General features: G+C 27.6%; 27 protein-coding genes. 25 read left to right on the forward strand and 2 right to left on the reverse strand.

Annotated features, from left to right (window positions below; genetic code table 11):
* Positions 1-157 precede the first annotated feature (157 nt).
* The 3 genes from dnaJ to IR152_RS00135 all read left to right on the forward strand — a co-directional run bounded on the left by dnaJ (position 158) and on the right by IR152_RS00135 (position 4,605).
* Entirely contained in the window at positions 158-1,312 is a 1,155-nt protein-coding gene (dnaJ, locus tag IR152_RS00125; protein ID WP_227449823.1) for a molecular chaperone DnaJ, read from the forward strand.
* A gap of 952 nt (positions 1,313-2,264) precedes the next feature.
* Positions 2,265-3,200, forward strand: a complete 936-nt coding sequence (locus IR152_RS00130; protein WP_227449824.1) for an ROK family protein — start codon at positions 2,265-2,267, stop codon at positions 3,198-3,200.
* A gap of 31 nt (positions 3,201-3,231) precedes the next feature.
* Positions 3,232-4,605, forward strand: a complete 1,374-nt coding sequence (locus IR152_RS00135; protein ID WP_227449825.1) for an MFS transporter — start codon at positions 3,232-3,234, stop codon at positions 4,603-4,605.
* A gap of 187 nt (positions 4,606-4,792) precedes the next feature.
* Here IR152_RS00135 and IR152_RS00140 read toward each other — a convergent pair whose 3' ends face one another.
* Both IR152_RS00140 and IR152_RS00145 read right to left on the reverse strand, forming a co-directional pair.
* A complete protein-coding gene (locus tag IR152_RS00140) occupies positions 4,793-5,560 on the reverse strand; it encodes a PucR family transcriptional regulator (RefSeq protein ID WP_227449826.1) in 768 nt (255 codons plus the stop codon).
* Between the two features lie 29 nt (positions 5,561-5,589).
* Positions 5,590-6,699 (reverse strand): ABC transporter ATP-binding protein, encoded by a 1,110-nt coding sequence (locus tag IR152_RS00145; RefSeq protein ID WP_227449827.1) that lies wholly within the window; start codon positions 6,697-6,699, stop codon positions 5,590-5,592.
* 457 nt (positions 6,700-7,156) lie between these two features.
* On the opposite strand from IR152_RS00145, the gene IR152_RS00150 reads away from it, so the two are divergent.
* The 22 genes from IR152_RS00150 to mgtE all read left to right on the forward strand — a co-directional run bounded on the left by IR152_RS00150 (position 7,157) and on the right by mgtE (position 26,776).
* A complete protein-coding gene (locus tag IR152_RS00150; RefSeq protein WP_227449828.1) occupies positions 7,157-7,333 on the forward strand; it encodes a hypothetical protein in 177 nt (58 codons plus the stop codon).
* A gap of 102 nt (positions 7,334-7,435) precedes the next feature.
* Entirely contained in the window at positions 7,436-8,173 is a 738-nt protein-coding gene (cas6, locus tag IR152_RS00155) for a CRISPR-associated endoribonuclease Cas6 (protein ID WP_227449829.1), read from the forward strand.
* Positions 8,174-8,177: 4 nt separating this feature from the next.
* Positions 8,178-9,635, forward strand: coding sequence for a hypothetical protein (locus IR152_RS00160; RefSeq protein WP_227449830.1), 1,458 nt, complete (start codon positions 8,178-8,180; stop codon positions 9,633-9,635).
* A gap of 19 nt (positions 9,636-9,654) precedes the next feature.
* Positions 9,655-10,668, forward strand: coding sequence for a DevR family CRISPR-associated autoregulator (locus IR152_RS00165; RefSeq protein WP_227449831.1), 1,014 nt, complete (start codon positions 9,655-9,657; stop codon positions 10,666-10,668).
* 15 nt (positions 10,669-10,683) lie between these two features.
* Entirely contained in the window at positions 10,684-11,481 is a 798-nt protein-coding gene (gene cas5, locus IR152_RS00170; RefSeq protein WP_227449832.1) for a CRISPR-associated protein Cas5, read from the forward strand.
* Positions 11,482-11,507: 26 nt separating this feature from the next.
* Complete coding sequence (gene cas3, locus IR152_RS00175) at positions 11,508-13,904, forward strand: CRISPR-associated helicase Cas3' (RefSeq protein WP_227449833.1); 2,397 nt, start codon at positions 11,508-11,510, stop codon at positions 13,902-13,904.
* Between the two features lie 311 nt (positions 13,905-14,215).
* Positions 14,216-15,163, forward strand: a complete 948-nt coding sequence (prmA, locus tag IR152_RS00180) for a 50S ribosomal protein L11 methyltransferase (RefSeq protein ID WP_227449834.1) — start codon at positions 14,216-14,218, stop codon at positions 15,161-15,163.
* A gap of 18 nt (positions 15,164-15,181) precedes the next feature.
* Positions 15,182-15,940 carry a 16S rRNA (uracil(1498)-N(3))-methyltransferase gene (locus IR152_RS00185; protein ID WP_227449835.1) on the forward strand — a complete coding sequence of 253 codons (759 nt, stop codon included), beginning with the start codon at positions 15,182-15,184 and terminating at the stop codon, positions 15,938-15,940.
* A gap of 1 nt (position 15,941) precedes the next feature.
* The gene (gene mtaB, locus IR152_RS00190; RefSeq protein WP_227449836.1) at positions 15,942-17,240 is read left to right on the forward strand and encodes a tRNA (N(6)-L-threonylcarbamoyladenosine(37)-C(2))-methylthiotransferase MtaB; all 1,299 of its coding nucleotides are present in this window, start codon (positions 15,942-15,944) and stop codon (positions 17,238-17,240) included.
* Positions 17,241-17,282: 42 nt separating this feature from the next.
* A complete protein-coding gene (locus IR152_RS00195) occupies positions 17,283-17,633 on the forward strand; it encodes a histidine triad nucleotide-binding protein (protein ID WP_227449837.1) in 351 nt (116 codons plus the stop codon).
* 162 nt (positions 17,634-17,795) lie between these two features.
* Complete coding sequence (gene rpsU, locus IR152_RS00200) at positions 17,796-17,975, forward strand: 30S ribosomal protein S21 (protein WP_003416618.1); 180 nt, start codon at positions 17,796-17,798, stop codon at positions 17,973-17,975.
* A 29-nt stretch (positions 17,976-18,004) separates the two neighbouring features.
* The gene (locus IR152_RS00205) at positions 18,005-18,448 is read left to right on the forward strand and encodes a GatB/YqeY domain-containing protein (RefSeq protein WP_054274448.1); all 444 of its coding nucleotides are present in this window, start codon (positions 18,005-18,007) and stop codon (positions 18,446-18,448) included.
* A 110-nt stretch (positions 18,449-18,558) separates the two neighbouring features.
* Positions 18,559-19,056, forward strand: a complete 498-nt coding sequence (locus tag IR152_RS00210; RefSeq protein WP_227449838.1) for a TspO/MBR family protein — start codon at positions 18,559-18,561, stop codon at positions 19,054-19,056.
* Positions 19,057-19,248: 192 nt separating this feature from the next.
* Positions 19,249-19,803, forward strand: coding sequence for a ribosome hibernation-promoting factor, HPF/YfiA family (hpf, locus tag IR152_RS00215; protein WP_227449839.1), 555 nt, complete (start codon positions 19,249-19,251; stop codon positions 19,801-19,803).
* A gap of 213 nt (positions 19,804-20,016) precedes the next feature.
* Positions 20,017-20,253 carry a YabP/YqfC family sporulation protein gene (locus IR152_RS00220; RefSeq protein ID WP_009890653.1) on the forward strand — a complete coding sequence of 79 codons (237 nt, stop codon included), beginning with the start codon at positions 20,017-20,019 and terminating at the stop codon, positions 20,251-20,253.
* Between the two features lie 12 nt (positions 20,254-20,265).
* A complete protein-coding gene (gene yqfD / locus IR152_RS00225; RefSeq protein WP_227449840.1) occupies positions 20,266-21,609 on the forward strand; it encodes a sporulation protein YqfD in 1,344 nt (447 codons plus the stop codon).
* Between the two features lie 37 nt (positions 21,610-21,646).
* Positions 21,647-22,663, forward strand: coding sequence for a PhoH family protein (locus tag IR152_RS00230; RefSeq protein ID WP_227449841.1), 1,017 nt, complete (start codon positions 21,647-21,649; stop codon positions 22,661-22,663).
* A 56-nt stretch (positions 22,664-22,719) separates the two neighbouring features.
* Positions 22,720-23,181 carry an rRNA maturation RNase YbeY gene (ybeY, locus tag IR152_RS00235; RefSeq protein WP_227449842.1) on the forward strand — a complete coding sequence of 154 codons (462 nt, stop codon included), beginning with the start codon at positions 22,720-22,722 and terminating at the stop codon, positions 23,179-23,181.
* Between the two features lie 5 nt (positions 23,182-23,186).
* Entirely contained in the window at positions 23,187-23,906 is a 720-nt protein-coding gene (locus tag IR152_RS00240) for a diacylglycerol kinase (protein ID WP_227449843.1), read from the forward strand.
* A gap of 118 nt (positions 23,907-24,024) precedes the next feature.
* Positions 24,025-24,426, forward strand: coding sequence for a cytidine deaminase (locus tag IR152_RS00245; RefSeq protein WP_227449844.1), 402 nt, complete (start codon positions 24,025-24,027; stop codon positions 24,424-24,426).
* A gap of 65 nt (positions 24,427-24,491) precedes the next feature.
* The gene (gene era, locus IR152_RS00250) at positions 24,492-25,385 is read left to right on the forward strand and encodes a GTPase Era (protein ID WP_227449845.1); all 894 of its coding nucleotides are present in this window, start codon (positions 24,492-24,494) and stop codon (positions 25,383-25,385) included.
* 11 nt (positions 25,386-25,396) lie between these two features.
* Positions 25,397-26,776: a magnesium transporter gene (mgtE, locus tag IR152_RS00255; RefSeq protein ID WP_227449846.1), complete on the forward strand. Its 1,380-nt coding sequence runs from the start codon at positions 25,397-25,399 to the stop codon at positions 26,774-26,776.
* Positions 26,777-26,824 lie beyond the last annotated feature (48 nt).

Below are 26,824 nucleotides of genomic sequence, written 5' to 3' on the forward strand. Positions count from 1 at the left end.
AATCATATAGTGTTAAAGATATATGGACAATACACATCATAAAGAATATAATATATCATAGATTATATAACTTAAAGTAGAATATAAGAATTAATGATAGCTTGTAGTTTATTATTCTACAAGCTATCGTTTTGTAAAACGAAGGTGGTGTCAATTTTTGAGTACAAAAAGGGATTATTATGAAGTCTTAGGTATCAGTAAAGGTGCGGAAGCCCAAGAGATAAAAAAAGCTTACAGAAAATTAGCAATGAAGTACCATCCAGATAGAAATCCTGGAGATAAAGAAGCAGAAGAAAAGTTTAAAGAGATAAATGAAGCTTATGAAGTGTTATCTGATGATACAAAGAGAAAAACTTACGACCAGTTTGGACATGATGGGCTAAATGGTCAAGGCGGTTTTGGTGGTCAAGGAGGATTTGGCGGTCAAGGCTTTGGTGGTTTTGAAGATATGTTCGGAGATATATTTGGTGACATGTTTGGAGGAAGCTTTGGAGGTGGAAGACAGAGAAGAAGAGGTCCTCAACGTGGTGCAGATATAAGACAAAGCGTTACTATATCTTTTGAAGAAGCTGCATTTGGTAAAAAGATGTCTATAAAATTAAATCGAAGTGAAGAGTGTGAAGAGTGTAATGGAACTGGAGCAAAACCAGGGACATCAAAGAAAACTTGTTCAACTTGTAGTGGAACTGGTCAAGTTAGAACTGTTCAAAGAACTCCATTTGGTAATATAGCAAGTTCAAGACCATGTAGTACTTGTAATGGGACTGGAGAAGTAATTGAATCTCCATGTAGTAAATGTCATGGAACTGGAAATACAAGAAAAGTTAAGACTATAGAAGTAGATATACCTGCTGGTATAGATGATGGTCAAATGATAAAACTTTCTGGTCAAGGTGAAGTAGGAGAAAAAGGTGCTCCAAGAGGAGACTTATATATTGTAGTTAATGTTAAGTCACATCCACTGTTTACTAGAGATGGAAATGATATTTATTTTGAAATGCCAATTACATTTGTTCAAGCAACTTTAGGTGATGAAATAGAAGTACCTACTTTGGATGGAAAAGTTAAATATAGTGTACCAGAAGGAACACAGACTGGAACTGTATTTAGACTTAAAGAAAAAGGAATTCCTAGAATTAGAGGTAATTCAAGAGGAGACCAATATGTTAAAGTTGTAGTTGAAATTCCTAAAAAATTAAATGATAAGCAAAAAGAACTATTGAGAGCATTTGCGAAGGAGTGCGGGTCGAACGTCCACGAAAAGAAGAAAACATTCGGACAAAAAATAGAAGATATGTTTAAGAAAAAGTAGTTAAAATAGCCGATATATAATCATATTTTTGAAGTCTTAGTTATTTATGAGATTTTCAATGAACATATTATGATTTTTATATTGGCTATTTTTGTATAAAAAAATAAAACTGAATATAGATAATTTTCTGAAAAATACTTGTCCTAAAATATATAATGTGTTATAATATAACCAAACAAAAGAAAGGGGTGATTCCAGTGGGAACGGATGTGGCACTGCCAAATGATGAAGAAAACTTTATTGTAATATGTAAGATAAAATTAGATGCTTTTAGTGCTAGATTAAGTACTGGAAAGACTCATAAGCTGGGATAATTATTGTAATTACCTAGACCTAAATTTTTAGCAGTAAAATAGTCATATTATATGGACAAAGCATCTAATTTTTAAATCTTTTGCATGAATTAAAATTTTTATAAAGGATATATCTGATTAGAATTTAGTTAGTGTAACCTAGTTATAAACTACTTTTAGTATATACATGTGTAAAAAGATATGTATGTGGTATTAATTGCTGTGTTAGATATGTATGTAAAGAAATATATATCTGGTTTAGGTATATGCAAATAAATATGCATATATTCTATATAAAGGTTTTAGTATAAATTACTAAAATATGAGATTATTTTTATAGAAAGTTAATTTATGCCAATTAAAAAACATGTTTAAGATTTGTTTGATGTTTAGTTATAAATAATATTGTATATAAAAAATAAGCAGAAACAAAGGTTTAAAATGCTTGCTTTAAATATAGCTTGTTTTGAACACTTGCCAAATTAAAATAATTAATAAAATAGGCATCTTCTCATAGTAAGAATATACTGTGAGAAGATGTTTTTGCTTTGTTTATAAACTTTTATGAAAAATTTGCATAGTATCACATTTTAATATACTATATATATAATAAAATATAGGTAAAAATTAAATAATTCAAAAGAGAAAGGTGAAAAAGGATGTATTATATAGGTGTAGACATAGGAGGAACAGGTATACAAGCCGGTGTAGTTGATAATTATGGGAAGATACTTTTTAGGTCAGAATGTAAAACAGTAATTGAAAAAGGTTTTGAAGGAATACTTTATGACATAAAAGTAATGATTGATAAGTTGTTGGAAGATAACAAGCTTACTATGAGTGACATAAAATCCATTGGATTTGGTGTGCCTGGATTTATAAACAAAGATGGGTTAGTAACTTGTGTAAATTTAAAATGGGATAGAAAAGACTTTAATAAGGAACTAAAAAGAATATTTCCAGATGTTGAAATTCATGGAGAAAATGATGCGACAGTAGCAGCACTTGGAGAAGCAAAGTTTGGAAGTATGAAAGGTGCTAATGTTGGTGTTCTATATACTTTAGGAACTGGTGTAGGTGGAGGAATAATAATTAATCAAAAAGTTTTTTCTGGAGCACATGGACTGGGTTCGGAAATAGGTCATCAAATTATAGGAGAAAACTATTTTAATTGTAATTGTGGAAATAATGGTTGTGTAGAAACTTTTTGTTCAGCAACTGCAATTATAAAGTATTCTCAAAAGCTGATACAAGAAGGAGAAAAGAGTAGTATCTTAGATTTAGCAGAAGGTAATTTAGAAAATATAAATGCAAAGATGGTGTTTGATGCATATAGAGAAGATGACTTAGTTGCAATTAAAGTAATAAATAGGTTTAAAGAGTATTTAGCAAAAACTTTTGCAAATACAATAAATTCTTTAGACCCGGAAATTATATCTATAGGTGGAGGTATTTCTAAATCTAGTGATATAATACTTGATGGAATAGAAGACTTGGTAAGAAAATTTGTATTATACAAAGAAGAAGATATAGCTACAATTACGTGTGCAACTTTAGGTTCAGACGCAGGAATTATAGGAGCAGCTTTTTTATAAGGTAAATAAACTGCTTATTGGAGGCGCGATTATGGGTAAAACAAATGCTAGAAGAACGCTTTTTTTGGTAGCCATAGGTTCAGGAACTATGCTGAACCCTCTTAATTCTTCTATGATTTCACTTGCTTTACATAGTATACAAAATGATTTTCATATTAGTTTTACAACGGTATCTTGGATTGTTTCAGCATTTTATTTAGCTAGTGCTATTGCACAACCAGTTTCAGGTAAGATAGGAGATTTAATAGGTAGAAAAGTTTTATTTTTGAGTGGTTTAATACTTGTAATTTTATCAGCATCTATAGTACCGTTTGTTCAATCGTTCTTTATATTGATTTTTATAAGAGTAATTCAAGCAATTGGAACAAGTACTCTATATCCATCTGGGGTTGCTCTTATACAAAATAATATAAAGGAAAGACAGTCTTCTGCATTAGCAGTTCTAACCATTTTTGCTTCAACTACAGCAGGGTTAGGTCCAACACTTGGAGGATTATTGTTGGATTTAGGAGGATGGCATGCTATATTTCTCGTAAATATACCTATTGTTATGGTTTCTATATGCCTAGGGTATTTTTTATTCCCCAAAGAGGCAAAAGAGAAGACATCTATAAAAGAGACTTTAAAAAGTGTTTTATCAAGATTAGATATTATTGGTATACTTCTATTTTCAATTGCAATGATTTTTATATTGATATTTATGCTATCTATGAAGGAGTCTTTTAATTTGGAACAACTTATATTAGGTATAATATTGATATGTCTTTTTATTTGGCATGAGTTGAAAACAAAATTGCCATTTATAGATATTAAGCTTTTTGTAAGTAACCCTAAATTGTCAAAGGTTTACTTACAGTTTATTATATTAAATTTCTTTAATTATATTTTGTTTTTTGGTCTTCCTAGCTATTTTCAAGATGCATTACATTATAGTGCAAAGTCGACTGGATTATTTATGTTATTTATGTCTGGTATAGGTATATTTATATCTCCATTAACTGGAAAATGGATAGATAAATCTGGAACTAGATTTCCTCTTGTTATGTCATCAATTTTTATGTTTATTAGTGCAGTACTTCTTTCAGTAATTTTTGTTCATATATCAGTAATAGGAAAAGGTATTATTTTATCATTAGCAGGTATTAGTTATGGAGTTGGTAATGTAGCATTACAATCCTCTATGTTTGAAGAAAGTCCTACTGACAGTATAGGGACAGCTTCTGGTCTTTTTCAAACTAGTCGTTATTTAGGCTCTATTTTAGCAACTGTTTTACTTGGAATGGTATTTGAGGCAAATATAACATCAGAACAATTTCAGATATTAGGATATGTGATGGTGGTCTTAGGTACGATAAGTTTTTTATTGAATTTTATATTAAAGAAAGAATTAAGAAAAGTAAAATAGTGGATTTATGAACTTAATAAGTATAATAGTTGATAAGTTTAAAAATACTGTTTGTAAAACATAACTGATTGGATATTTATGAACTCTAAGCTTTGAAGTATAGAGTATTTCATAAGTATACAATATTTTGAATTAAAATTAAGCAGAAATTTGAACTAGTCTTTCAAATCTCTGCTTAATTTAGTAGTTAAATTTTTTTATAGAGAAAATAAGATTTGACACTCAGATAAAAAATCATTGCACTTTCAAAGTTCTTTAAATCAAATCCAAGTATCTCGTTAATTTTTTCCAATCTATATACTAGTGTGTTTCTATGTAAAAACATACTAGTAGATGTCTTAGAAATGTTTAAGTCATTATTTATAAATTTTATTCCTGTATATAGAAGTTCTTCGTCAATAGATTTAATCTTATTAAAATCTATTAATTTATTGAGTATATTATCCTCATTAATTAAATCTAAAGTTTTATATCTAATAAGGTCAAATAAATTTAAAAACTTATTTTCAGCGTTGTCTTTTACAATATGAGGTAGTAAATCAGAACATAACTGTAATCTAAAATCAAAATCAAATTTATTATCTAATTCACCAAGATAAAAAATATAAGTACTTTGATAAGTTTCAGTTTCAATTATATTTTGTGTAGTTACATTGATATCTAAGTCATATTTAGAATTTACCACAATGAAACCATTGAGTTGTATTATATTTATATCATCATATAAGTTATAAAAAATATTTTTTATATATTCAAAGTCTATGTGAGATTGATAAATTAAATAAAAGTTACCTTTTAGATTATCAAGATTATTTTTATCTAGAAAATCAATAACATAAATAGCATTATTGAAAGTAACTAAATGGCTATTAGCATTTAAACGTTGATTTTCATATGGATAGATATTTATTTTTTTATTAAGTTGTTTTTCTAAAAAACCTTTTAACTCTTCCATAAAGTCTCCTTAAAAATAAGATTATATTCTTATCTTATAGCTAAAGTAGTTTCTTTGTCAAATATGTGTATTCTACTATTATCAACTGAAAGTGTTAAGTCATCACCAACATTAATTCTGTTTTTACTATCAAATCTAATTGTTATCGTATTTTCACCTAGTTTTAAGTGAGCATAAGTCTCTGCTCCCATAAGTTCTTTTATTTCAATCTTTGATTTAAAACAAGTATCTGGATTGGATTTAATAAAAGTATCTTCTACATGAATATCTTCTGGTCTAATACCTATAATAACTTCATTATTAATATAATTGTCTTTTATTAAATCATAGTGTTTTTCTTTATTCAATTTAAGCTTAATATTTTCATTTTGTGCATAAATTTCGTTGTTTTCTTCTATTAATGTTACATCAATGAAGTTCATCTGTGGTGCTCCAATAAACCCTGCAACAAATATATTAGCTGGATAGTCGTATACATCTTGTGGAGTTGCAATTTGTTGAACTACTCCATCTTTCATTACTACGATTCTATCAGCCATAGTCATAGCTTCAACTTGGTCATGTGTTACATAGATAAATGTAGTTCCAAGCTGTTGGTGTAGCTTAGTTATCTCTGTTCTCATGGCAGTTCTAAGTTTTGCATCTAAATTGGATAGAGGTTCATCCATTAAAAATACCTTAGGATTTCTAACTATTGCACGTCCTAAAGCAACCCTTTGTCTCTGTCCTCCAGATAGTGTTTTAGGTTTTTTGTCTAAAAGAGGTAGTAAATCTAATATTTTAGCAGCTTCTTTAACTTTTTTGTCTATTTCATCTTTGGGTAATTTTCTAAGTTTAAGTGCAAATGCCATGTTTTCATAAACAGATAAGTGGGGATATAAAGCATAGTTTTGAAAAACCATAGCTATATCTCTATCTTTTGGTTCTATATCATTGACAAGTTTATCTCCAATGTATAGTTCTCCTTCAGAGATTTCTTCAAGACCAGCAATCATTCTAAGTGTAGTCGATTTACCACAACCAGATGGTCCTACTAAGACGATAAATTCTTTATCTTTAATGTCTATGTTTATGTTTTTTACTGCGTTAAATCCATTTGAGTAAAGTTTTGATATATTTTTTAAAATTACTTCTGACATAGTATTCTCCTTAATATTTAAGTTTTAATTATATAGTATCAAATTTTTTTATTATATTAAATGTTTAAAATGACTAAATGTATTTGTATAGTGTGTATATAGAAAATTTAGAATAAGAGTTTTTTTAATTTAAAAAATGTATTTTAATTTAGAAAAGTTTTATGTATAATAGTATATAGCTTTTAGTTCAACAACATGGTATTCAAATGTCAATTTAATTTATATGGAAATAGTATTATATTAATAGTTTAGATTAACAATGAGGAGTATAAAAATAAAATCACATAATTAAAATTATATTGATTCTACATAATTAAATTTTCAATCAAATTAATTATGTAGAAAGATATTTATCCAGTCAATTTAATTATTTAGAAATAACATTGACTCTATGTAAGTAATATCATATAATGTAAATATGATTTAATAAATATAAAAATATAGAGGGGGAATAAATATGAATTTAAACAAAATAAAAGAAATAATTAAGAAAGGGTTAAAAAATTTTATGAAAATAGTAGTAAATTTATTTTGTAATAAATTATCTCATTACATGTTATATGTTATTTCTATTTCAGTAGTAATAAAAATTACAATGGACATAAATTTATACATATCTATTTTAAAATATTAATTATCTTATAAATATAAAAAATTCATAGATACATATATTTATGAATTTTTTATATTACAAACAGAGAATAATGAATTATACTAGAAGGTAGGAGGTGAAGGCATGAGTAGAATTTCAATTTTTATGGAATCATGTAATGGCAAATTTCCAAATGAAAATTCAATGTTGTCAGTTTCCTTTATAAAAAATATTCTAAATGCAGAAAACAAAGATTTTGCTAAAAGCATATTTAACTATGGGGAAGAAGGAAAAAACAATAAGCAAATAAAGGATATAAATACAGCCATTTACATACCAAATCTTATAAGGAGCAAAAATGAGTTACTTGTTGATGGAGATATAATATTTAATATAAGTTTTTATAATTATTCTATGTTCAGTAAATTATACAACGGAATTTTAAAAGTTAAGGAGCTAGAATATAAAGGTTATAGATTTAAAATAAAAAATATAAAAATACATAAAGAACATGAGATAAAAGAAAATGGTGTTATATTTAAAACTATGTCTCCTATAATAGTAAAGAATAAAGAAGGTAAATATTTAGATGTAGAAGATTCAAATTATATAGAATGTTTAAACTATATAGCTAATCTAACTCTGGAGAGTATAAGAGGTAGAGGGCTTATAAAGCCACTAGAATTTATACCTCTTAACTTTAAAAAAAGAGTTTTAAAAGAAAAGATTCGTGGATTTAAAGAAAGAGAATATTACTATATAAATGCTTATGCAGGAACATTTTTTTTAAAAGGAGACGTAAAAGATTTAAATGCACTGTATAAAATGGGTATTGGATATAGAAGGACGGAAAATGCAGGAATGGTTGATATATTAAAGTAGCGAGGTGAGAGCAATAAAAGCTAAATTTTATAGATCAGGTGATATTGTAAGAGATATTGGCATTGTTTACTTTTATGAATTACTAATGGATTTAAAAAACAAACTAGAAAAAAATGATTATAACTTAAAATTTACTTGTGAGTTAAATAGAAATTATTTGTCTTTAGAATATATAGACCCTAAGTACATATCCGACTATATATTAGAAAATCAACTTTTTAAGGTATTTAAAAATGGAAAAAAGGAAACTTTAGAAAAAATATTTAATAATATAGATAATTTGACGTATGTAAATTTTATTGAGGAATTAGATAAAGCTTCTGCAACTGAGAAACAAAAGGAAGGTATTAAAAAAGATTTTAAAAACAGAAGATTTCCATATGTTAGAAATAGTGGTAAATATGGATTAAACACGAGTTTAGAAAACATGGAAACAAATGTAAAAAAAATAGTCGATACTGTAATCAAATCAAATATAGAAATAAATAAAATTGATTTGACACAATATGAAGAAAAAGATAGTGTATGTAATGTTTGTAATATAAATAAAACAACAAAACTAGATATTGATTTAAGAGAACGAAAAGACTCTAAGTATAACTTTTTATTTAGAGGTGCAGAAAAATCAGGCTTTAAAAGAAGTGGACAAGTTGAAAGTAATATTTGTTTTGAGTGTGAATTTTTCAACTTAATGTGTCTTTTATATATAAATTTAAAAAGACCAATGGTTTTTGCATATACGAATGATTTAAGAGAATTAGCATTTTTAAATCATAAGATAATGCTTAAAAGAAAAATGTATTCAGATAAATCATTTTATAAAAAACTTTTGCATGAAAAAATAAGTTCAATTAGACTATATAGGTTTGATATTGATACGAATAAAGGTATAATTCTAAAGTTTGACTCTATTATAGAGTATAAAGAATTACTAAAAAAAATTGAACTTATAGATATTATAGATAATTATAATTTTTCAAGAGAGCCAGGGAATACTAGAAATTTGGGTAAAAAAATGATTGATAATGGGAATTTATCAAATTTAAAAGAATTATTACTTGACAATATAAGTGTTTTAAAGCAATCAACTGGAACTTCTCGAGAAATGGATTTTGTATCTAGCTCATATAATATCGGTTTATATATAAAATTGTGTTGGATTGTAGATGGAAGGGAGGAGTATAAAATGAAAAACTATACAGAAAGTAATTTAATATATTCAAGAGTAGGTAAAGACTTATTTAATAAAATGACAGATGAATCCAGAAGAAAAAATTTTTCTATGAAAGTGATTCAACTACTTAAGTCTAATGATAGAACTCAGCTATTTCAAACTATAATGCATGTGTTAGTTTCTAATGGAATCTTAATAGGAGAGGGGTTTGTAGAAGGTCTAATGCAGAGTTCTGAATTAGAGTTAAATACAAATGTAGGTCTATTTATTCAAGAAATCATGAAATAAAAAAGGGGGAAAATTTAAAATGAATGAAAAAAGAGTAAAAGGAGTAACATTAACTATACTGACAGAAAGCCCAGTTCCACTTTCATATGACCAAGGTTATGGAAATTATACACCAATAAAAAAAGAACAATATAGAGAAAAAATACATGCAAAAACTAGTATAGCCACAATAACATATGATTTAAGAAGAATGCTCCACCAAGAATATGGTTGGAATTTAAGTAATATTATTTTTGGAAAAAAAGGAAATATATATCCATCTATTAAGAAAAATGTAGGATGTGTAGATGAAAATGGATTAGAGACTGATGTATTTGGTTATTTGATACCACTTAAAGATAAAGGTTCTATAAGTAAAGCTTCTCCACTTAGAATAATACCTTTTAGGTCATTAAATCCATATAGAGGTTCAACACAGTTGATAACAAATAGGGGTTTTTTAAGTAGTGAATTTGGTAGAAAATATTATGATGAGAAGGAAGAAAGTGAAGTACCTAGAGATGAAAACTTTCCAACAACACAAGCATTAGCAATAGAAGAGACTTTATCAGATTACTACGTTTATACAATAACGTTGGAACTTGATAGGATAGGAGTAGTAGAAGTAGAAGATGGAAACTTGCTTTTACCAGAAGAAAGAAAATTTATGAGTAAGGAGTTAAGAGAAAAAGCAGTAAAAGATATATTAGATGCAATTACTGTGTTTACAAGAAACATAAAACATTCATCAGTACTATTAAAACCACTTGCAGTAATGGGTGGAGCTTTTGATAAAGTTGTACCGTTTTTTTGGAATGATGTAGATTATAACGCTGATAGTGGTGAGATAAATTTAGAGGGAGTCATAGAAACTATAGAAAGTTATAGCCTTAAAGAAAGTAATACAATACTTGCTATCAATGACAGATTAAAAATTTCTAATAAAAAGGAATTAAATAAGTTTAATTTAAGTAAATACCCTGTAAAAGAGATTAAAAATCTAGCAGATAGATTGGAAATTGGAGAAGATAATATGTGGTATTTAAAAGAGTAGGAGGTTTTTTGAATTATGAAAGTATTACAATGTAAACTTAAGCAACCAACTGCTCACTATAGAGACCCAAAAGTATTTCAAAATGAATATATAAGTACTTTAAATTTACCATCTAAGACCACAATAATGGGAATGATAACGTATTTATGTGATAGAAGATTAAACTCTGATATAGATATAGGAATAATTGGAACACATCATCATAGAGAACTAGAATTTTCAAGAGGAGAGAACATTGATTTTTGGAATGAATATATAAAAATGGGAAAAGGTAAAGATAAAGAAAAGTTTTTGCTTAAAGGAAACTACTATGATTACTATAAAGAGCATAAAGCTCAAAATAGCATATTAAACTATGAAGTTCTTAAAGAAGTAGAACTGACTATATTTATTTCTTGCAAGGATGATGAAGAACTTGAATTTATTAGAAAAAAGCTTGAAAGCCCATGTAAATATGCAAATTTAGGAAGAAAAGAAGATTTTGTAATACCAAGTGAAAAAGGATGTTTTGTAAAAGAAGTTGAGTTAAAAGAGGTTACACCTATGAATACTCGTGATGCTATAAAAGAAAATATAAAACTAAAGAATACATATGTAAGAGTTGACTTAAGAGATAAAGATAATGTCGAGACTATAATAAATCAAGGTTTATTGATTGCATTACCTCATAAATATAAAGATTTAGAAGCAAATAGAGATGATAGAGTTTATGAGTTTTGCCATTATATATATGTTGATAATGATGGTATATATCCTAAAAATATTAAGGTAAATGTGTGTATTGATACAAAAGAAGTTTTTACATGGCTTTAAATTATTTTGAAAGATAGGTGTTTATCATGCAAAAAGAAATATTAGCTAAGTCATACAATTTAAGAACTAATCAACGAGAGCAAACATTAGTTGAACATATTAAGGATTTATTTGAAGTATTAGAATCTATATTAGAGCTAAATTTATATTCAAATAAAGATATAGAGATACTGAAAATATGTTGTGCTTTGCACGATTTAGGAAAAATTAATTCAATTATGCAACGAAAATTAGAGATTAATAATAAAATATCGTCTAGTTGTTCAGAAAAAGAGAGGAAAAAATTAGAGTCTGACAAAAAATCTTTAAAAAAGATAGCAAGACACAATATATTATCTGGAGCATTTTTAAGAGATATATTAGAAAAAATGAACTTGTCAGAAGAAGATAAGTTATATATATATAAAAGTATAATGTTACATCATGGAAACTATGAAGATTATATGAGGTTAAGTACTAGTAAAGTTCAAGAAGAAATTTATGATTATATTGAAAAAGGCATTTTAGAAAAAGAAGAGTTTAATCTGAAAGATATAGAGATTTATATAAAGGACATTTTAAATGTAGATTTTAAATTTAGTGAAGATGTATTGGATTATGATTACATAGATAAATTAAGTGAAAGTATGGTTGTAGACAGTGATTATAACAATGGTCAAATAGAAGATTCAATTTTAAATTATAGAAAGTTTAAGTATATTTTATATAAAGGGATGCTGAACTTAATAGACCATAGTGCATCAAGTAGACAGAAAGGTATAAAATTTTATAACGATTTTACTGATGAAGAAATTGATGAAATGATTCTAACTGAGATATATAAGAGTCATGATAATTTAGACAAAAATAATATAGAATTTAACCCTATACAAAAAAGACTACGAGAACTTTCTGGAAGAAATGTTCTGACTGTTGCATTTACAGGTTCAGGAAAAACAGCTGCAGATTATAGAAAGACTTTTAAAAGAAAATTTTTTTTAGTACCAAATAAAATATCAGCAGAAAGTTTTTATAGAAAAAATATTTTTCAAAATAAAAATGATTTAGATACAAGAAGTAGTAATGATTACATTGGATTACTTCATGGAGATATAAACTTATATTCAGAAAATGAAGATAATGGAGAACATGATTTTGTATTGACATTAAGGGATATAGATTTGAGTATAAATTTTTGTAAACCTTGTGTAATTGCAACAGTTGACCAGTTATTGCTTAGTATGTTTAAATTTCCGGGATATGAAAAAATATTTGCAGCCGTAAAAAATGCATCTATAACTGTTGATGAAGTACATTTATTGGAACCAAAGATGTTTTTGATTTTGATATATTTTATGCAGTTTGCATGCAAGTACTTAGATGTTGATTTTCACTTAATGACAGCTACACTTCCAAAATCATATAAAGAGCAAATGATAAACAAGGGAATTATTTTTCAAGAAGAAAGTAATGAAAATGTTACTGATAAAGGAGAAATAGTTTTTATTGAGAGCAACAAGGAAGAAGAAATTTGTGAAGGTAAAGATGTAAAGGTTTCTTTTATAAAGGAAAAAGAAATCAAGTCAATAGTTGAAGGTGCTTTAGAAAATAAACAAAAAATTCTTATAATAAAGAATACTATTGATTCAGTGAATAGAACGTATGAGTTTTTAAAAGAAAATTTATCAGATAAGTATAGTGGTGTAGATATAGATGTTTTACATAGTAGATTTAAGTTCAAAGATAAAAAAGATAAATATAGTAAAATATTAAATGGAGAGGGTGATATTTGGATATCAACTCAATCAGTAGAAATATCTTTGGATTTGGATTTCAATACAATAATAAGTGATTTAGCAACTATGGATAGCTTGATACAAAGAATGGGTAGATGCAATAGAAATAATAAGTATGAATATGGAAATTTTTATATTCTACCTAGTGAAGATAAAATTTATGATAACAAACTTAAAAACACAACTAAAAACATCTTAAATAATGTGATAAAAACTAACTCTATTTTTACAATGGGAATTAGAAAAACTATTTTAGATGATTACTATGATAATAGTGTAGTTAAAAAATATTTTGAAGAGAATTTTATAAGTTGTGATAAAGAAATTAAAAATATTTATGGCATAAATAAAGAAGTTTTTGATGGATTGGATTTAATTTTCAATTTTGAGCCTTACAAAAATATTGTTGATAGTAAGAAGGAAGCAGTTAAAATTTTTAGAGATGTTGATGTTAGTTATAAAATTATTCTGGAAGAAGATTTTTATAGGGAAGATAGAGATTTACAGCAGGATTCTATTCAAGTATCAAAATTTATATTTAATAGATTATATTATTATGGCTTAATAAGCAAAGTAGAAGGATACATGGTACTAAAATCTAGTAGAAAGTTTGATTATAATAATACTGTAGGCTTAATTTTAAAGTGAGTATATGTTTAATATAATATGCCTTTAGACCTTGAAAATACAAAAAACACTACTGTAGGCTAAGTACAAAAACTATCTTTTAAAAAGAAAAATAAGCTGTGATATAGAGTGTTTCCAATGTGTCTAATAGATAATAAATTTGATGTTTAAGATTAACTAAGTGGATTTTTAAATATTGTGACTATTACCATAAGGAAAATTATTAGCTTGAATTTAAAACTAACAATATAAAACAACAAAATATTATATTTATGATATAATAAAAGTTATGGAAAAATAGGAATATTACTATAAAGAAGAGAGGTAAACTTATGAATAATTGGATAGAAGTAACTATAAAAACAACAACAGAAGCAGTTGAGCCTATAACAAATATACTATATGAACAAGGAGCTGGTGGGGCTGTAATAGAAGACCCAAAAGACTTTTTATTTCAAAAGAAAAATGAACTAGATTGGGATTATGTTGAAGAAGAAGTATTTAAAAAGAATGAGGAAGACGACGTACTTATAAAAACTTATGTTTCAGAAGAAAAAAATGTGATGGAATTTGTCGAAATAATAAAGCAAAAAGTTTTAGGGTTAAAAGATTTTGGTATAGATATAGGTGAAGGAAGTGTATCACTAGACCAAGTAAATGAAGCTGATTGGGCAAATGCATGGAAGGCATACTACAAACCAACAAAAGTGGGACAAAGGGTAGTGGTAAAACCTACATGGGAAGATTATACTATGCAAGAGGGAGATTTAATCATAGAGCTTGACCCTGGAATGGCATTTGGTACAGGGACACATGAGACTACTAGTATGTGCATTAGAGAATTAGAAAAGTATGTGAATAAAGATTCTAAAGTATTTGATATTGGTTGTGGTAGTGGAATTCTTGCAATAGCAGCAGCTAAATTAGGAGCAAAAGAAGTTGTAGCTGTAGATTTAGATGAAGTAGCAGTAAAAGTTGCAAAAGAAAATGTTCTTGAAAATAAAGTTGAAAAAAATGTATCTGTAATGCATGGTAATTTAACCGATGTAATAAAAGATAAAGCTGATGTAATAGTTGCAAATATAATAGCTGATATAATAAAGATACTTGCAAATGATGTGCAAAACTTTATGAAAGAAGATGCTATATTCATATCTTCAGGTATAATTTTGGATAAAGTAGAGGAAGTTAAAGATAGCTTAATTGAAAATAGATTTGAAATAGTTGAAGTTCAAAAATTAGGTGAATGGTCAGCAATAGTTTCTAAGCTTAAAAAATAGGGGATATGGTGACGTATAATGGATAGATTTTTTGTTGAAAAAAATAATATAAATCTACAAGATAGAACTTGCACTATAGAAGGTGAAGATGTAAAACACATTTCAAAGGTTTTAAGATGCAAGCCAGGTGAAAAACTTGAGATATGTGACAAGAATAATAATGAGTATATTTGTGAGATAATGAATATAGATAAGAGTATAGTTAATTTAAATATTTTAGAAAAAGTTGATATAAATAGAGAATCAAAACTTAAAATAAGACTATATCAGGGACTTCCAAAAGCTCCAAAAATGGAGATGATACTTCAAAAATTAACTGAAGTGGGTGTAGAAGAAATAATATTAGTTCAAACTAAGAGAAGTGTCGCTAAAGTTGATGATAAGAAAGAAGATAAAAAATTTGAACGTTGGGAAAGAATAATTTATGAAGCAGCAAAGCAAAGTAAAAGAGGTAAGATACCAAAACTAAGAGGTGTTTTAAGTTTTAAAGAAGCTTTAGAAGATATGAAAAAAAATAATACAAATATTTGCCCTTATGAAAATGAAAGAATCGTTTCAATAAAACATACACTTAGAAAATGTGATTCTAGTATAGATAGCATTGGAATTTTTATAGGTCCAGAAGGTGGATTTTCTGAAGAAGAAATAGAACAAGTACAAAAAAATAATTGTAGTGTTGTATCATTAGGGCCTAGGATATTAAGAACTGAGACAGCTTCTGTTGTAGCATCAACAATAGCTTTGTATGAGCTAAGTGATTTAGGAGGAGAAAAATAAATTGAAAAAAGTAGCTTTTTATACACTTGGGTGTAAAGTCAATCAATATGAAACGGAAGCTATGCTAGAACTATTTGAAAAAGATGGCTATGAACAAGTTAATAGTGAAGAATATGCTGACGTTTACGTTATAAATACATGTACAGTTACTCATATGAGTGATAGAAAATCTCGTCAATACATAAGACGAGTTAAAAAGAAAAATCCAAATGTAATAATAGCCGTTGTAGGATGCTATTCTCAAGTATCACCAGAAGAAATTTTGGATATAGAAGAAGTAAATTTAGTAATGGGTACAAATGATAGAAGAAACATTGTTGAAGAAATTAGAAAGATAGATGCAAATAAAAAAGTTAGTACAGTTGATGATATAATGAAGGTTAAAGCATTTGAAGAAATAGAAATTAGCCAAACTAATGGAAAGACTAGAGCATTTATGAAAATACAAGATGGATGTGATAGATTTTGTACCTACTGTATCATTCCTTATGCCAGAGGACGCGTTAGAAGTAGAGATATTGATAGTATAGTCGATGAAGTGAAAAAATTGGCTAATAATGGCTATAAAGAGGTCGTATTAACAGGAATACATGTTGCTTCTTATGGAAAAGATTTAAAGGATAAGGATATTAAACTTCTTGATGTAATAAAACGAATAAACGAAATAGATGAAATAGAGAGAATTAGACTTAGCTCTGTTGAACCAATTTTATTTACAGATGAATTTGTAAATGAAGTTTTAAAAATGGATAAAGTTTGCCCTCATTACCATTTATCACTTCAAAGTGGATGTGATGAAACTCTAAAAAGAATGAATAGACGATACACAACTTCAGAGTACAAAACTATTGTAGATAGATTGAGAAGTAAAATGCCAGATGTTGCAATAACTACAGATGTAATCGTAGGGTTTCCCGGAGAGACAAATGAAGAATTTAAAAAAACGTATGAGTTTTTAAAAGAAATAGAGCTTTCACAAATGCATATTTTTAAATATTCGCCAAGAAAAGGAACTCCAGCTGCAACTATGGAAAATCAAGTCGACCCTCAAATGAAACATTTTAGAAGTGAACAACTTTTAAATTTAAGTAAAGTAAATTTTAATAAATTTGCAAATAAATTTATTGGTCGTGAGTTGGATGTTTTATTTGAACAAAATCTAGAAGGCAATAAATATGAAGGACTAACTTCAAACTATATAAGAGTTGTTGTTGAAAGTGACAAAAATATACAAGGTCAGATATTAAAAGTGAAAATAAATGATGTAAAAGATGAATATGTAGAAGGAATTTTGCTATAACATGTAGAAATTATAATATTTATAAGATAGGAGGTGGAAAAAATGGATTGTATTTTTTGTAAAATAGCGAACGGAGAAATACCTTCAACTAAAGTTTATGAAGATGATAGAGTCTTAGCGTTTAATGACTTGAACCCAGTTGCTCCATACCATATATTAGTTGTACCTAAAAAACATTATGATAGTTTAATTGATATTCCTGATAAAGAGATGGACATTGTGTCACATATTCATGTTGTTATTAATAAAATAGCTAAAGAGAAAGGTTTTGACCAAACTGGATTCAGAATCATAAATAATTGTGGAAGTGATGGAGGGCAAGAAGTTAAACATTTGCACTATCATATTTTAGCTGGTAAAAAGCTTCCTAATTACGAAGCGGGACAAAACTAAACTAAATTATTGAAAAATTGAGTTTCTTCTTGATAAAAATACTTGATAAAAGTAAAAATTTAGTTTATAATAAACAAAGTGTTAGGTTGTAATGCATATTATGCAAAAAGAACATAGTTACAGTCCCAGCATAATTGCGCTATTGGAGGGAGGGAAAAAGAAATGTCAGAAGTAAGAGTTAGAGAGAATGAAACATTAGACAGCGCTTTAAGAAGATTCAAGCGTCAATGTGCAATGTCTGGCATCATGTCAGAAGTGAGAAAAAGAGAGCACTATGATAAGCCAAGCGTTAAGCGTAAGAAAAAAGCTGAAGCAGCAAGAAGAAAAAACGCTAAGAAATAGTAGTAAATAAGAATAAAGAGGTGAAGGGGATGTCCCTTAAGCAAAAGTTACAAGAGGATTTGAAATCTTCGATGAAAAACAAAGATACAGTGAGAAAATCTGTAGTAACTTTAATAAGAGCTTCTATAAAGCAGTATGAGGTTGATAACAGAGTCGAGCTTGATGAAGATGGAATTATCGATGTAATAGCAAAGCAATTAAAGCAACGTAGAGATGCATTAGTTGAATTTGAAAAAGCTGGAAGAGAAGACTTAATAAAAGAAACAGAAGTTGAAATTGAAGTTTTAAAAGAGTACCTACCTCAACAATTAAGCGAAGAAGAGTTAGAAGAAATTGTAAAATCTACTATATCTGAAGTAGGAGCAACTTCTATGAAGGATATGGGAAAAATAATGTCAGTTATCCAACCAAAGGTTAAAGGAAGAGCTGATGGAAAACTTATAAATAAGTTGGTAAAACAAAACTTACAATAGATTGATATAGCCTAGAGAGAAATCTCTAGGCTTTTTATAGTTTTTGGGAATAACAAGTCATATCTGAGCATATCTATAATCAAAGAAAATTTTGAAAGAAGGGGAAAAATTTGATTATATCAGTAAAAGAAATTAGAAATTTTTTGATAAACATATTGATACCATTAATAATAGGTTACTTAAGTAGCACTTTAGCAATGATTATTAGTGGTACAGATATTTCAACCTACTATTTGCAACTCACAAAGCCAAGCTTTGCACCACCAGCTTTTATCTTTCCTATAGTTTGGACTGTATTGTACATATTGATGGGTATATCTTCATACCTAATATTAAGAAAGGGTTACAATTTACCTAAAGTAAGAGATGCGATTTTTTATTATGTATTACAACTTGTATTAAACTTTACTTGGAGTATACTATTTTTTGGCTTTGGACTTAGATTTACAGCTTTAATAGATATAATAATAATGATTTTAGTTTCTATAATAATGATTTCGAAGTTTTCTAAAATAGATAAGAGATCTGGATACATAAATTTGATTTATTTAATGTGGCTTGTTTATGCAGGATTTTTGAACTATTTTATATGGTTTATTAATAAATAGAATGTAAAGATTTTGTAAATTACCCTGTACTTTTAATAATATCATAACAAACGAAAAATAAATAGACTATTAAAAATAATCATTTTCATATACAATAATATTAATTTAAATACAATAAATTTATAAAAATTGTATTTAAAGATTAACATATTAAAGTATTAGAATTGGAAAGGCTTGAAGGGAGAGGTTTTTATGCAAATAATAGTATCTGGGAGACAAATGAAATTAACTGACGGAATAAAAGGATACGTAGATGGAAAATTAAGTAGGTTAGAAAAATACCTTGATCCTGAATCAGAAGTGAAAGTAACAGTAAGTGCGAAAAAGGATAGACAAAAAGTGGAGGTTACAATAATTCCTATTAATGGGCAAATAATAAGAGCAGAAGATGTAGAAGACGATTTATATGCGGCAATTGACATTGTTTGTGACAAATTAAGTAGACAAGTTGTCAAATATAAAACTAAAGTTAAAGACAAAGGTCAAAATAATAAGAGCATAAGATTTGAAAATGTTGACTTTATAGATAATAGCAATGAATTTGATGATTATGATAATGAAGATGAAAATATAGTTATAGAGAGAAGAAAGAAATTTAATGTAAAACCTATGAGTTCTGAAGAGGCTATACTTCAAATGGAACTAGTAGGACATAATTTCTATATGTTTAGAAATCAAGATAATTTTGAAATAAACATAGTGTATAAGCGTAAAGCTGGTGGATATGGTTTAATAGAACAAGACTAATAAAAAAATTGTATACGTTTTAGATTTTATATAAAAAAATAAAAAGGTAATTATGTTGATTTTTTATCAATATGATTACCTTTTTATTGTTTAAATAATATATTGAATATTAGGCATTTATTATATAAAAATTTTAAAACTAATCTGTTACAACATCAATAAAGTGCATAAATACCTATTTCAAGCATAAAATTAATTAAGGGGGTAATGCTTATGTTAGAAATATCCACTGATTTACAAGTAAATCAACCAGTTATTACTGTTACAAGTAATACGTTTATTAGTATAGAAAATTATCTATCAATATTAGAATATGAAGTTGATTTAATAAGAATAAAGACTAAGGTTAAAACAATTAAAATATCTGGGGATAAACTTTCACTTAAGTATATTACTGATAGTGAGATAGGTATAAAAGGAATTATCTACAATGTTGAGTATGTTGATTAGGAGGAGATACACTTGATAAGTTTTATAAGGGGATACTACGTTATAGTTGTAGAAGGAGTAGGACTCGAACAATTTTTAAATCATCTTATAAGAAATGGTATAAGTGTTTACAATGTAACTAGAATAAAAAATACTAAAATGGAGTTTCATATAGATAGACAAGATATAAAAGAATTTAAGACTGTTTATAGAGGAAGTAAATTTGATATAAAAGTAAAACAAAAAACAGGTGTTCCTTTTATTATCAAAAGAGTTTATAAGCACAAAGGTATGTGGATTTGTGCTGTTGTCTCTTTATTTTTATTGATGTCAACATCACAGTTTGTGACAGATGTATATATACAATCTCCTGAAGGTATAAAAAAAGAAGCTCTTAGAAGTGAGCTTTACAAGGTTGGAGTAAGACCAGGTGTTTACAAGAAGAGTATTGATAGAAAAGAAGTTAGAGACCATATGATGTCTAAATTTAATGATGTGGCATATTTATCTATTAATGTAAAAGGAACAAATATATTTGTTACTGTCACAAAAAAGGCAGAATCCTTAAAATCTACAGACCAATCAAATTATTGTAATGTAATTGCTTTAAAAAATGGTATAATAGAAAAGGTAATCCCTAGAAGTGGTAAATCAGTAATTAAGTCTGGAGATATAGTACAAAAGGGAGATGTCTTATTAAATGGAGCTAATACAAAATCAATACCAGAAGTATGGGCAAGTACTTTTTATGAATCCAAAAAAAAGGCAAGTTATCTAGATACTGTAAATAAAAAGACTGGAGAAAAGAAAAATATATATACACTAAGTTTTTATGATAAAGAATTTACAATGAGAAAAAACATAAAATATAAAGATTATGTTGTTGAAAATAAAGAAAAAAAATTATCAATAGGAGACTATACTTTTCCGATAAAGATAAAGACGAGTACTTTTTATGAAACAAAAAAAGTTGAAGTAAAAAGGAATAAAGAAGAGTTAAAAAAAGAATTATCTGAAAAAGCTTTAAAAGAGTTAGAATACATAATCCCAGCTTCGGCTAGAATAATAGATGTAAAACATAATTTTAAGGTCAATAAAAATATGTTAGAATATTTAATAACAGTTCAAACTAGTGAAAATATTGCTAAAATTTATCCTCTTAGTAAATCAGAAGCAGAAAGGTTTATAAAGGAAGAAAGTAAACCAAATGAAGGTGAAGAGGAAGTTCCTTCCAATCCAGAAAAGAGACCATTAAATGATATAAGAAATGAATTTGATGAGGATAATAAGGATAATAAAGACCAAAACAATACTAGTGAAAATAATAGTAATCAAAATAGTAATAATAATCAAAATAATAATAGCAATAACAACTAATAAAATTAAACTTAAAATTTTAGGAGGACTAATTCAATTGATAATACAAAAGAAATTTACAATAGCAGACGGTAACTTTGAAAGAGAGTTATTTGGCAACTTTGATGAGAATGTAAAATTAATAGAGAAGACTTTAAATATAGATGTAATACTTAGAGAAGGAAATATAATTTTAATTGGAGAAGAAAAGAATGTAGATTCTGCATTAAAGCTTATGAATGAACTACATCAAACTGTATCAAATGGTAAGCATTTAGACAAACAGAGTATTTCTTATTCATTATCTCTTTTACTTGAAGGTAGTGAACAAAAAATAAAAGAACTTGAGGGAACAATTGTCATAACTCAAAGAGGTAAAGCTGTTCAACCTAAAACTTTAGGTCAAAAAGAATATATAAAACTTATAGAAAATAATGATATAACTTTTGGCGTTGGACCTGCTGGAACAGGAAAGACTTATCTTGCTGTTGCTATGGCAGTAAAGGCCTTTAAAAGAGATGAAGTTAGTAGAATTATACTTACAAGACCAGCTGTGGAAGCAGGAGAGAGTCTAGGTTTTTTACCAGGAGACTTAAAGGACAAAGTTGATCCATATTTAAGACCATTATACGATGCACTATTTGAAATGTTAGGTGCTGATAAATTTAATAAATACTTAGAAAGAGGTACTATTGAGGTCGCACCACTTGCATTCATGAGAGGTAGAACACTTGATAACTCATTTATAATATTAGATGAAGCTCAAAACACTACTTCTGAACAAATGAAAATGTTTTTAACTAGACTAGGATTTGGTTCTAAAGCTGTAGTTACAGGTGATGTAACGCAAACCGATTTACCACAAAATAAGAAGAGTGGTCTAATACAAGCTACAGAGATTCTTAAAGGAGTTCCAGGGATTGGGTCTATAATGTTAACAGATAGAGATGTTGTAAGACATGAATTGGTGCAGAGAATAATAAGAGCTTATGAGAAGCACAATAAAAGAGAAGAATTTAAAAAAGAAGAACGTAAAAAAGTGAAAATACAGGAAAAGACTTTCAAAAGAAAGTAAAAGTGTAGTAATATAGATATATAGCATTATTAATGAATAAAAAGTAGGTGTAGTTAATGGATTTGATATTAGATGATAGACAAGATAAATTAGAAGTAAACGAGGAGTTAATTGAAAAGATAAAGGATATAATCTTAGAATGTTTAGATTATGAAGGATATGATGATAATTATGAAGTGAGTCTTTCTTTTGTAGATAATAAAGAGATTCATGAATTAAATAGAGAATATAGAGGAGTTGATAGAGTGACTGATGTTTTATCATTTCCTCTTTTAAGTGATGATTTTGATGATGTTGAGTTAGAGGAAGAATCTCTAGGTGATATAGTAGTATCTCTTGAAAGAGCCTTAGAACAGAGTATAGAGTATAATCATAGTTTTGAAAGAGAAGTATGTTTTTTAATATGTCATAGTATGTTTCATCTTTTAGGTTATGACCACGATACAGATGAAAATGCAAAGGAAATGAGAGAAAAAGAAGAGCACATATTAAATAAGTTAAACATAACAAGGGAGTAGTTTTTATGAAACCAGAAAAAACTCGTCAAGGTATAATTAAAGCGTTTAATGCAGCTATAGAAGGGATATTGTATACATTTAAATTTGAAAGAAACATGAAAATACATTATTTAGGTTCGGTTGCTGTTCTTATAATAAGTTTGTTTTTTAACTTTTCAAAATTAGAAATGATAATGTTACTTATGGCCATATGTTTAGTTGTAGTTGCTGAGATGTTTAATACAGCTATAGAAAAAGCTGTTGATTTAGTAACTGATGAATATCATGTGCTTGCTAAGATAGCAAAAGATGTTGCAGCTGGTGGTGTTTTAGTAGCAGCACTAAACTCAGTAGTAGTTGGGTATATTTTGTTTTATGATAAATTGACAGATATATCTGGGATATTAATTTATAAAATAAGAGAATCAGAATTACATATAACCTTGATATGTATATTATTGGTTCTTATAGCTGTTGTAGTTGTAAAAGCATTGACTTCTACAGGTACTCCTCTAAAAGGGGGAATGCCAAGTGGTCATGCTGCTTTATCATTTGCCATAGCAACTGCAATTACACTTATGACTGAAAGAGTCGTTGCATCTACTCTTGCATATATAATGGCTGTATTAGTTGCCCAAAGTAGGATTGAAGGAAAAATACATACATTTTGGGAGACTATAGCTGGAGCTTTATTAGGTGTATTGATAGCTATATTAGTATTTCAGCTTGGAATGTTCTATAATTAAAATAAATGTACATAAAATATTTAAAATAAAACAAATCTGTGCTAATTAAATTTTTATGATATAATGTAGAGTATTAAATAAAAATAACTTTTAATTATTGTATACAGGAGGAATTGTTGTGGATAACATAGAATTGTTAAGCTTGGCAGAAGATGCCAGACAACATTCTTATTCTCCTTACTCGAGCTTTAGAGTGGGTGCAGCTCTTTTAACTAAGAGTGGTAAAGTTTATACTGGATGTAATATAGAATGTGCATCATTAGGTGGAACAAATTGTGCAGAAAGAACAGCTATTTTTAAAGCAATATCAGAAGGTGATAAGGATATATATAAAATAGCTATAGCAAGTGATAACTCAGAAAATAATGAGCAAACATATCCTTGTGGAATATGCAGGCAGGTAATTATAGAGTTTGGTTCTGATATAAAAATAATAACAGGATATACTAAAGGAGAGGTGTTTGAGCATGATATAAAGGATTTGTTGCCGAACTATTTCTCTGGAAATGATTTAAAATAGATTTAAAAAATATAAATAAATTTAAAGTAATTAAAACAAGAAGATAAAAAGTTAGGAGACAGTTAATGTTTAAATCAGGTTTTGTCAGTATAGTAGGTAGACCAAATGTAGGAAAATCTACTTTAATGAATAATGTAGTTGGAGAAAAAATAGCTATAATGAGTGATAAGCCTCAAACTACAAGAAATACAATACAAGCAGTATATACAGATGAAGAGATGCAGATAGTATTTTTAGATACACCAGGTATTCACAAACCAAAAAATAAATTAGGTGAATTTATGGTAAAGGCAGCAACGGAAGCCTTTAAAAATGTGGATTTAATATTATTTGTAGTTGATGATTCTAAAAAAATAGGTCCTGGAGATAGAAAGATAATAGAGGATTTAAGAAGTGTTAAAACACCAATAATTCTAGTTGTAAACAAAATAGACCAACTAGACCAAAAAGATGAGCTATTTGATATAATCAAAATGTATGATAATGAAGGTATTTTTAAAGAAATAGTACCAATATCAGCATTAAAAGGAAAGAATACGGATACTCTAATAAAAGTTATACAAAATTATTTAGAAGAAGGTCCAAAGTATTTTCCAGACTATATGATTACAGACCAGCCAGAGAGGGTATTAATAGCAGAACTTATAAGAGAAAAAGTTCTTCATTATCTTAATGATGAAATACCTCATGGCGTAGCTGTTGAAATTGAAAAAATGAAAGCAAGAAATGATAAAGAAATAGTAGATGTATCTGCCGTAATATACTGTGAAAGAGATTCACATAAGGGAATAATAATAGGAAAAAATGGTAGGAAACTAAAAGGGATAGGCAAATCAGCAAGACAAGATATAGAATTACTTTTAGGTTCACAAATAAATCTTCAATTATGGGTTAAAGTCAAAGAAAATTGGAGAAATTTACAAAATTATATAAATAATTTTGGATATAATGATAAATAAAGGTGGGTTATATGGATAGGAAACTGGATGCTTCCCAATATTTATTATATGAAGTAAAGTCATTAATTGATAATAATAAAGTATTGGAGTTAAGAGAATTAATAGAGGAATATCATATAATTGATATATTCGATATAATGGAAAATTTAGAGGAAGATATGAAAATTCAATTGTTTGAAGTACTTCCTTTAGACATGGCATCTTCTATATTAGAAGAAGGTAGTGTAGAGTTTTTTATTAGTATTTTATCTAAGCTGGATGTAGAACACTCAAAAAATATACTTGAACTTATGTCTCTTGGAGACATGGCAGACAAGTTAAGTGAACTTGAAGAAGAAGAAAGAGAACATATAATAAATCTTTTGAATCAAGAGAATGCTGATTATGTAAAAGAGCTATTATTCTATGATGAAGATTCTGCTGGTGGAACAATGACTACTGGATATATTTCTATAAATAAAGATATGACAGCTCTTGAGGCGATAGACCATATGAGAGAAGAAGCTGAAGAAGCTGAAACTATTTATTATATATATGTGGTTGATGATGAAGAAAAGCTAGTTGGAGTATTGTCATTAAGAGAATTAATAATAGCTAGAGATGCAAATATAGTAGAAGATTTGATGAGTGAAAATATAATCTCTGTTTATGTAGATGAGGATAGAGAAGAAGCAGTGAGATTAGTATCTAAATACAATTTAATAGCAATTCCAGTAGTAGATAGACAAGAGAAATTAAAAGGGATAATAACAGTAGATGATATAATCGATGTAATGGAAGAAGAAGCAACTGAAGATATGTATAAGTTTGCAGGAAGTTCAGAACATGAAAGAGAAGTTGCTGAAAAAGAAAATCCTACCTTGAAAGAGCAAATAATATCAGCACTTAGAGGAAGATTACCTTGGTTAATTATTACATTAGTAGGAGGATTGTTGGCTTCATTAATACTTTCTAACTTAGACTATGTAATGAATCCTGTATATGCTCCATTGGTATTTTTTATACCTGTAGTAATTGGTATGGGTGGAAATATTGGAACTCAATCATCATCTGTTACAGTAATAACATTATCTAATAAAGATTTGAATTTTAGCAATGTGGTTAGAGAAGGTATTGTAGGAATTATTACAGGTCTTTTATGTAGTATAATAACAGGTATTATAATTTACTTTGTTATGAGAGAGTTAGACATTGTATTAATTGTTTCAATATCATTATTTATAAATATGGTTTTAGGTGCAACAATAGGTGCGTTTATGCCTGTTCTATTAAAAAAAATGGATGCAGACCCATCTACAGTTTCATCACCAATTATATCTACAGCTCTTGATATAACTGGTATAGCAGTTTACTTTATAATAACAACGGCATTATTGTCAAAAATTGTTTAATAACTTTATGTATGATTTATCCTCTTCTTACTAAAAATATAAGTATAA

This window comes from Clostridioides sp. ES-S-0108-01 (assembly GCF_020662285.1).
GTDB lineage: Bacteria > Bacillota > Clostridia > Peptostreptococcales > Peptostreptococcaceae > Clostridioides.

Bases quoted from the DNA above. Each gene is read 5' to 3' on its own strand.
- IR152_RS00130 (WP_227449824.1), top strand. From the start codon at position 2,265: ATGTATTATATAGGTGTAGACATAGGAGGAACAGGTATACAAGCCGGT.
- IR152_RS00135 (WP_227449825.1), top strand. From the start codon at position 3,232: ATGGGTAAAACAAATGCTAGAAGAACGCTTTTTTTGGTAGCCATAGGT.
- IR152_RS00140 (WP_227449826.1), bottom strand. From the start codon at position 5,560: ATGGAAGAGTTAAAAGGTTTTTTAGAAAAACAACTTAATAAAAAAATA.
- IR152_RS00145 (WP_227449827.1), bottom strand. From the start codon at position 6,699: ATGTCAGAAGTAATTTTAAAAAATATATCAAAACTTTACTCAAATGGA.
- IR152_RS00150 (WP_227449828.1), top strand. From the start codon at position 7,157: ATGAATTTAAACAAAATAAAAGAAATAATTAAGAAAGGGTTAAAAAAT.
- cas6 (WP_227449829.1), top strand. From the start codon at position 7,436: ATGAGTAGAATTTCAATTTTTATGGAATCATGTAATGGCAAATTTCCA.
- IR152_RS00165 (WP_227449831.1), top strand. From the start codon at position 9,655: ATGAATGAAAAAAGAGTAAAAGGAGTAACATTAACTATACTGACAGAA.
- cas5 (WP_227449832.1), top strand. From the start codon at position 10,684: ATGAAAGTATTACAATGTAAACTTAAGCAACCAACTGCTCACTATAGA.
- cas3 (WP_227449833.1), top strand. From the start codon at position 11,508: ATGCAAAAAGAAATATTAGCTAAGTCATACAATTTAAGAACTAATCAA.
- prmA (WP_227449834.1), top strand. From the start codon at position 14,216: ATGAATAATTGGATAGAAGTAACTATAAAAACAACAACAGAAGCAGTT.
- IR152_RS00185 (WP_227449835.1), top strand. From the start codon at position 15,182: ATGGATAGATTTTTTGTTGAAAAAAATAATATAAATCTACAAGATAGA.
- IR152_RS00195 (WP_227449837.1), top strand. From the start codon at position 17,283: ATGGATTGTATTTTTTGTAAAATAGCGAACGGAGAAATACCTTCAACT.
- rpsU (WP_003416618.1), top strand. From the start codon at position 17,796: ATGTCAGAAGTAAGAGTTAGAGAGAATGAAACATTAGACAGCGCTTTA.
- IR152_RS00205 (WP_054274448.1), top strand. From the start codon at position 18,005: ATGTCCCTTAAGCAAAAGTTACAAGAGGATTTGAAATCTTCGATGAAA.
- hpf (WP_227449839.1), top strand. From the start codon at position 19,249: ATGCAAATAATAGTATCTGGGAGACAAATGAAATTAACTGACGGAATA.
- IR152_RS00220 (WP_009890653.1), top strand. From the start codon at position 20,017: ATGTTAGAAATATCCACTGATTTACAAGTAAATCAACCAGTTATTACT.
- ybeY (WP_227449842.1), top strand. From the start codon at position 22,720: ATGGATTTGATATTAGATGATAGACAAGATAAATTAGAAGTAAACGAG.
- IR152_RS00240 (WP_227449843.1), top strand. From the start codon at position 23,187: ATGAAACCAGAAAAAACTCGTCAAGGTATAATTAAAGCGTTTAATGCA.
- era (WP_227449845.1), top strand. From the start codon at position 24,492: ATGTTTAAATCAGGTTTTGTCAGTATAGTAGGTAGACCAAATGTAGGA.
- mgtE (WP_227449846.1), top strand. From the start codon at position 25,397: ATGGATAGGAAACTGGATGCTTCCCAATATTTATTATATGAAGTAAAG.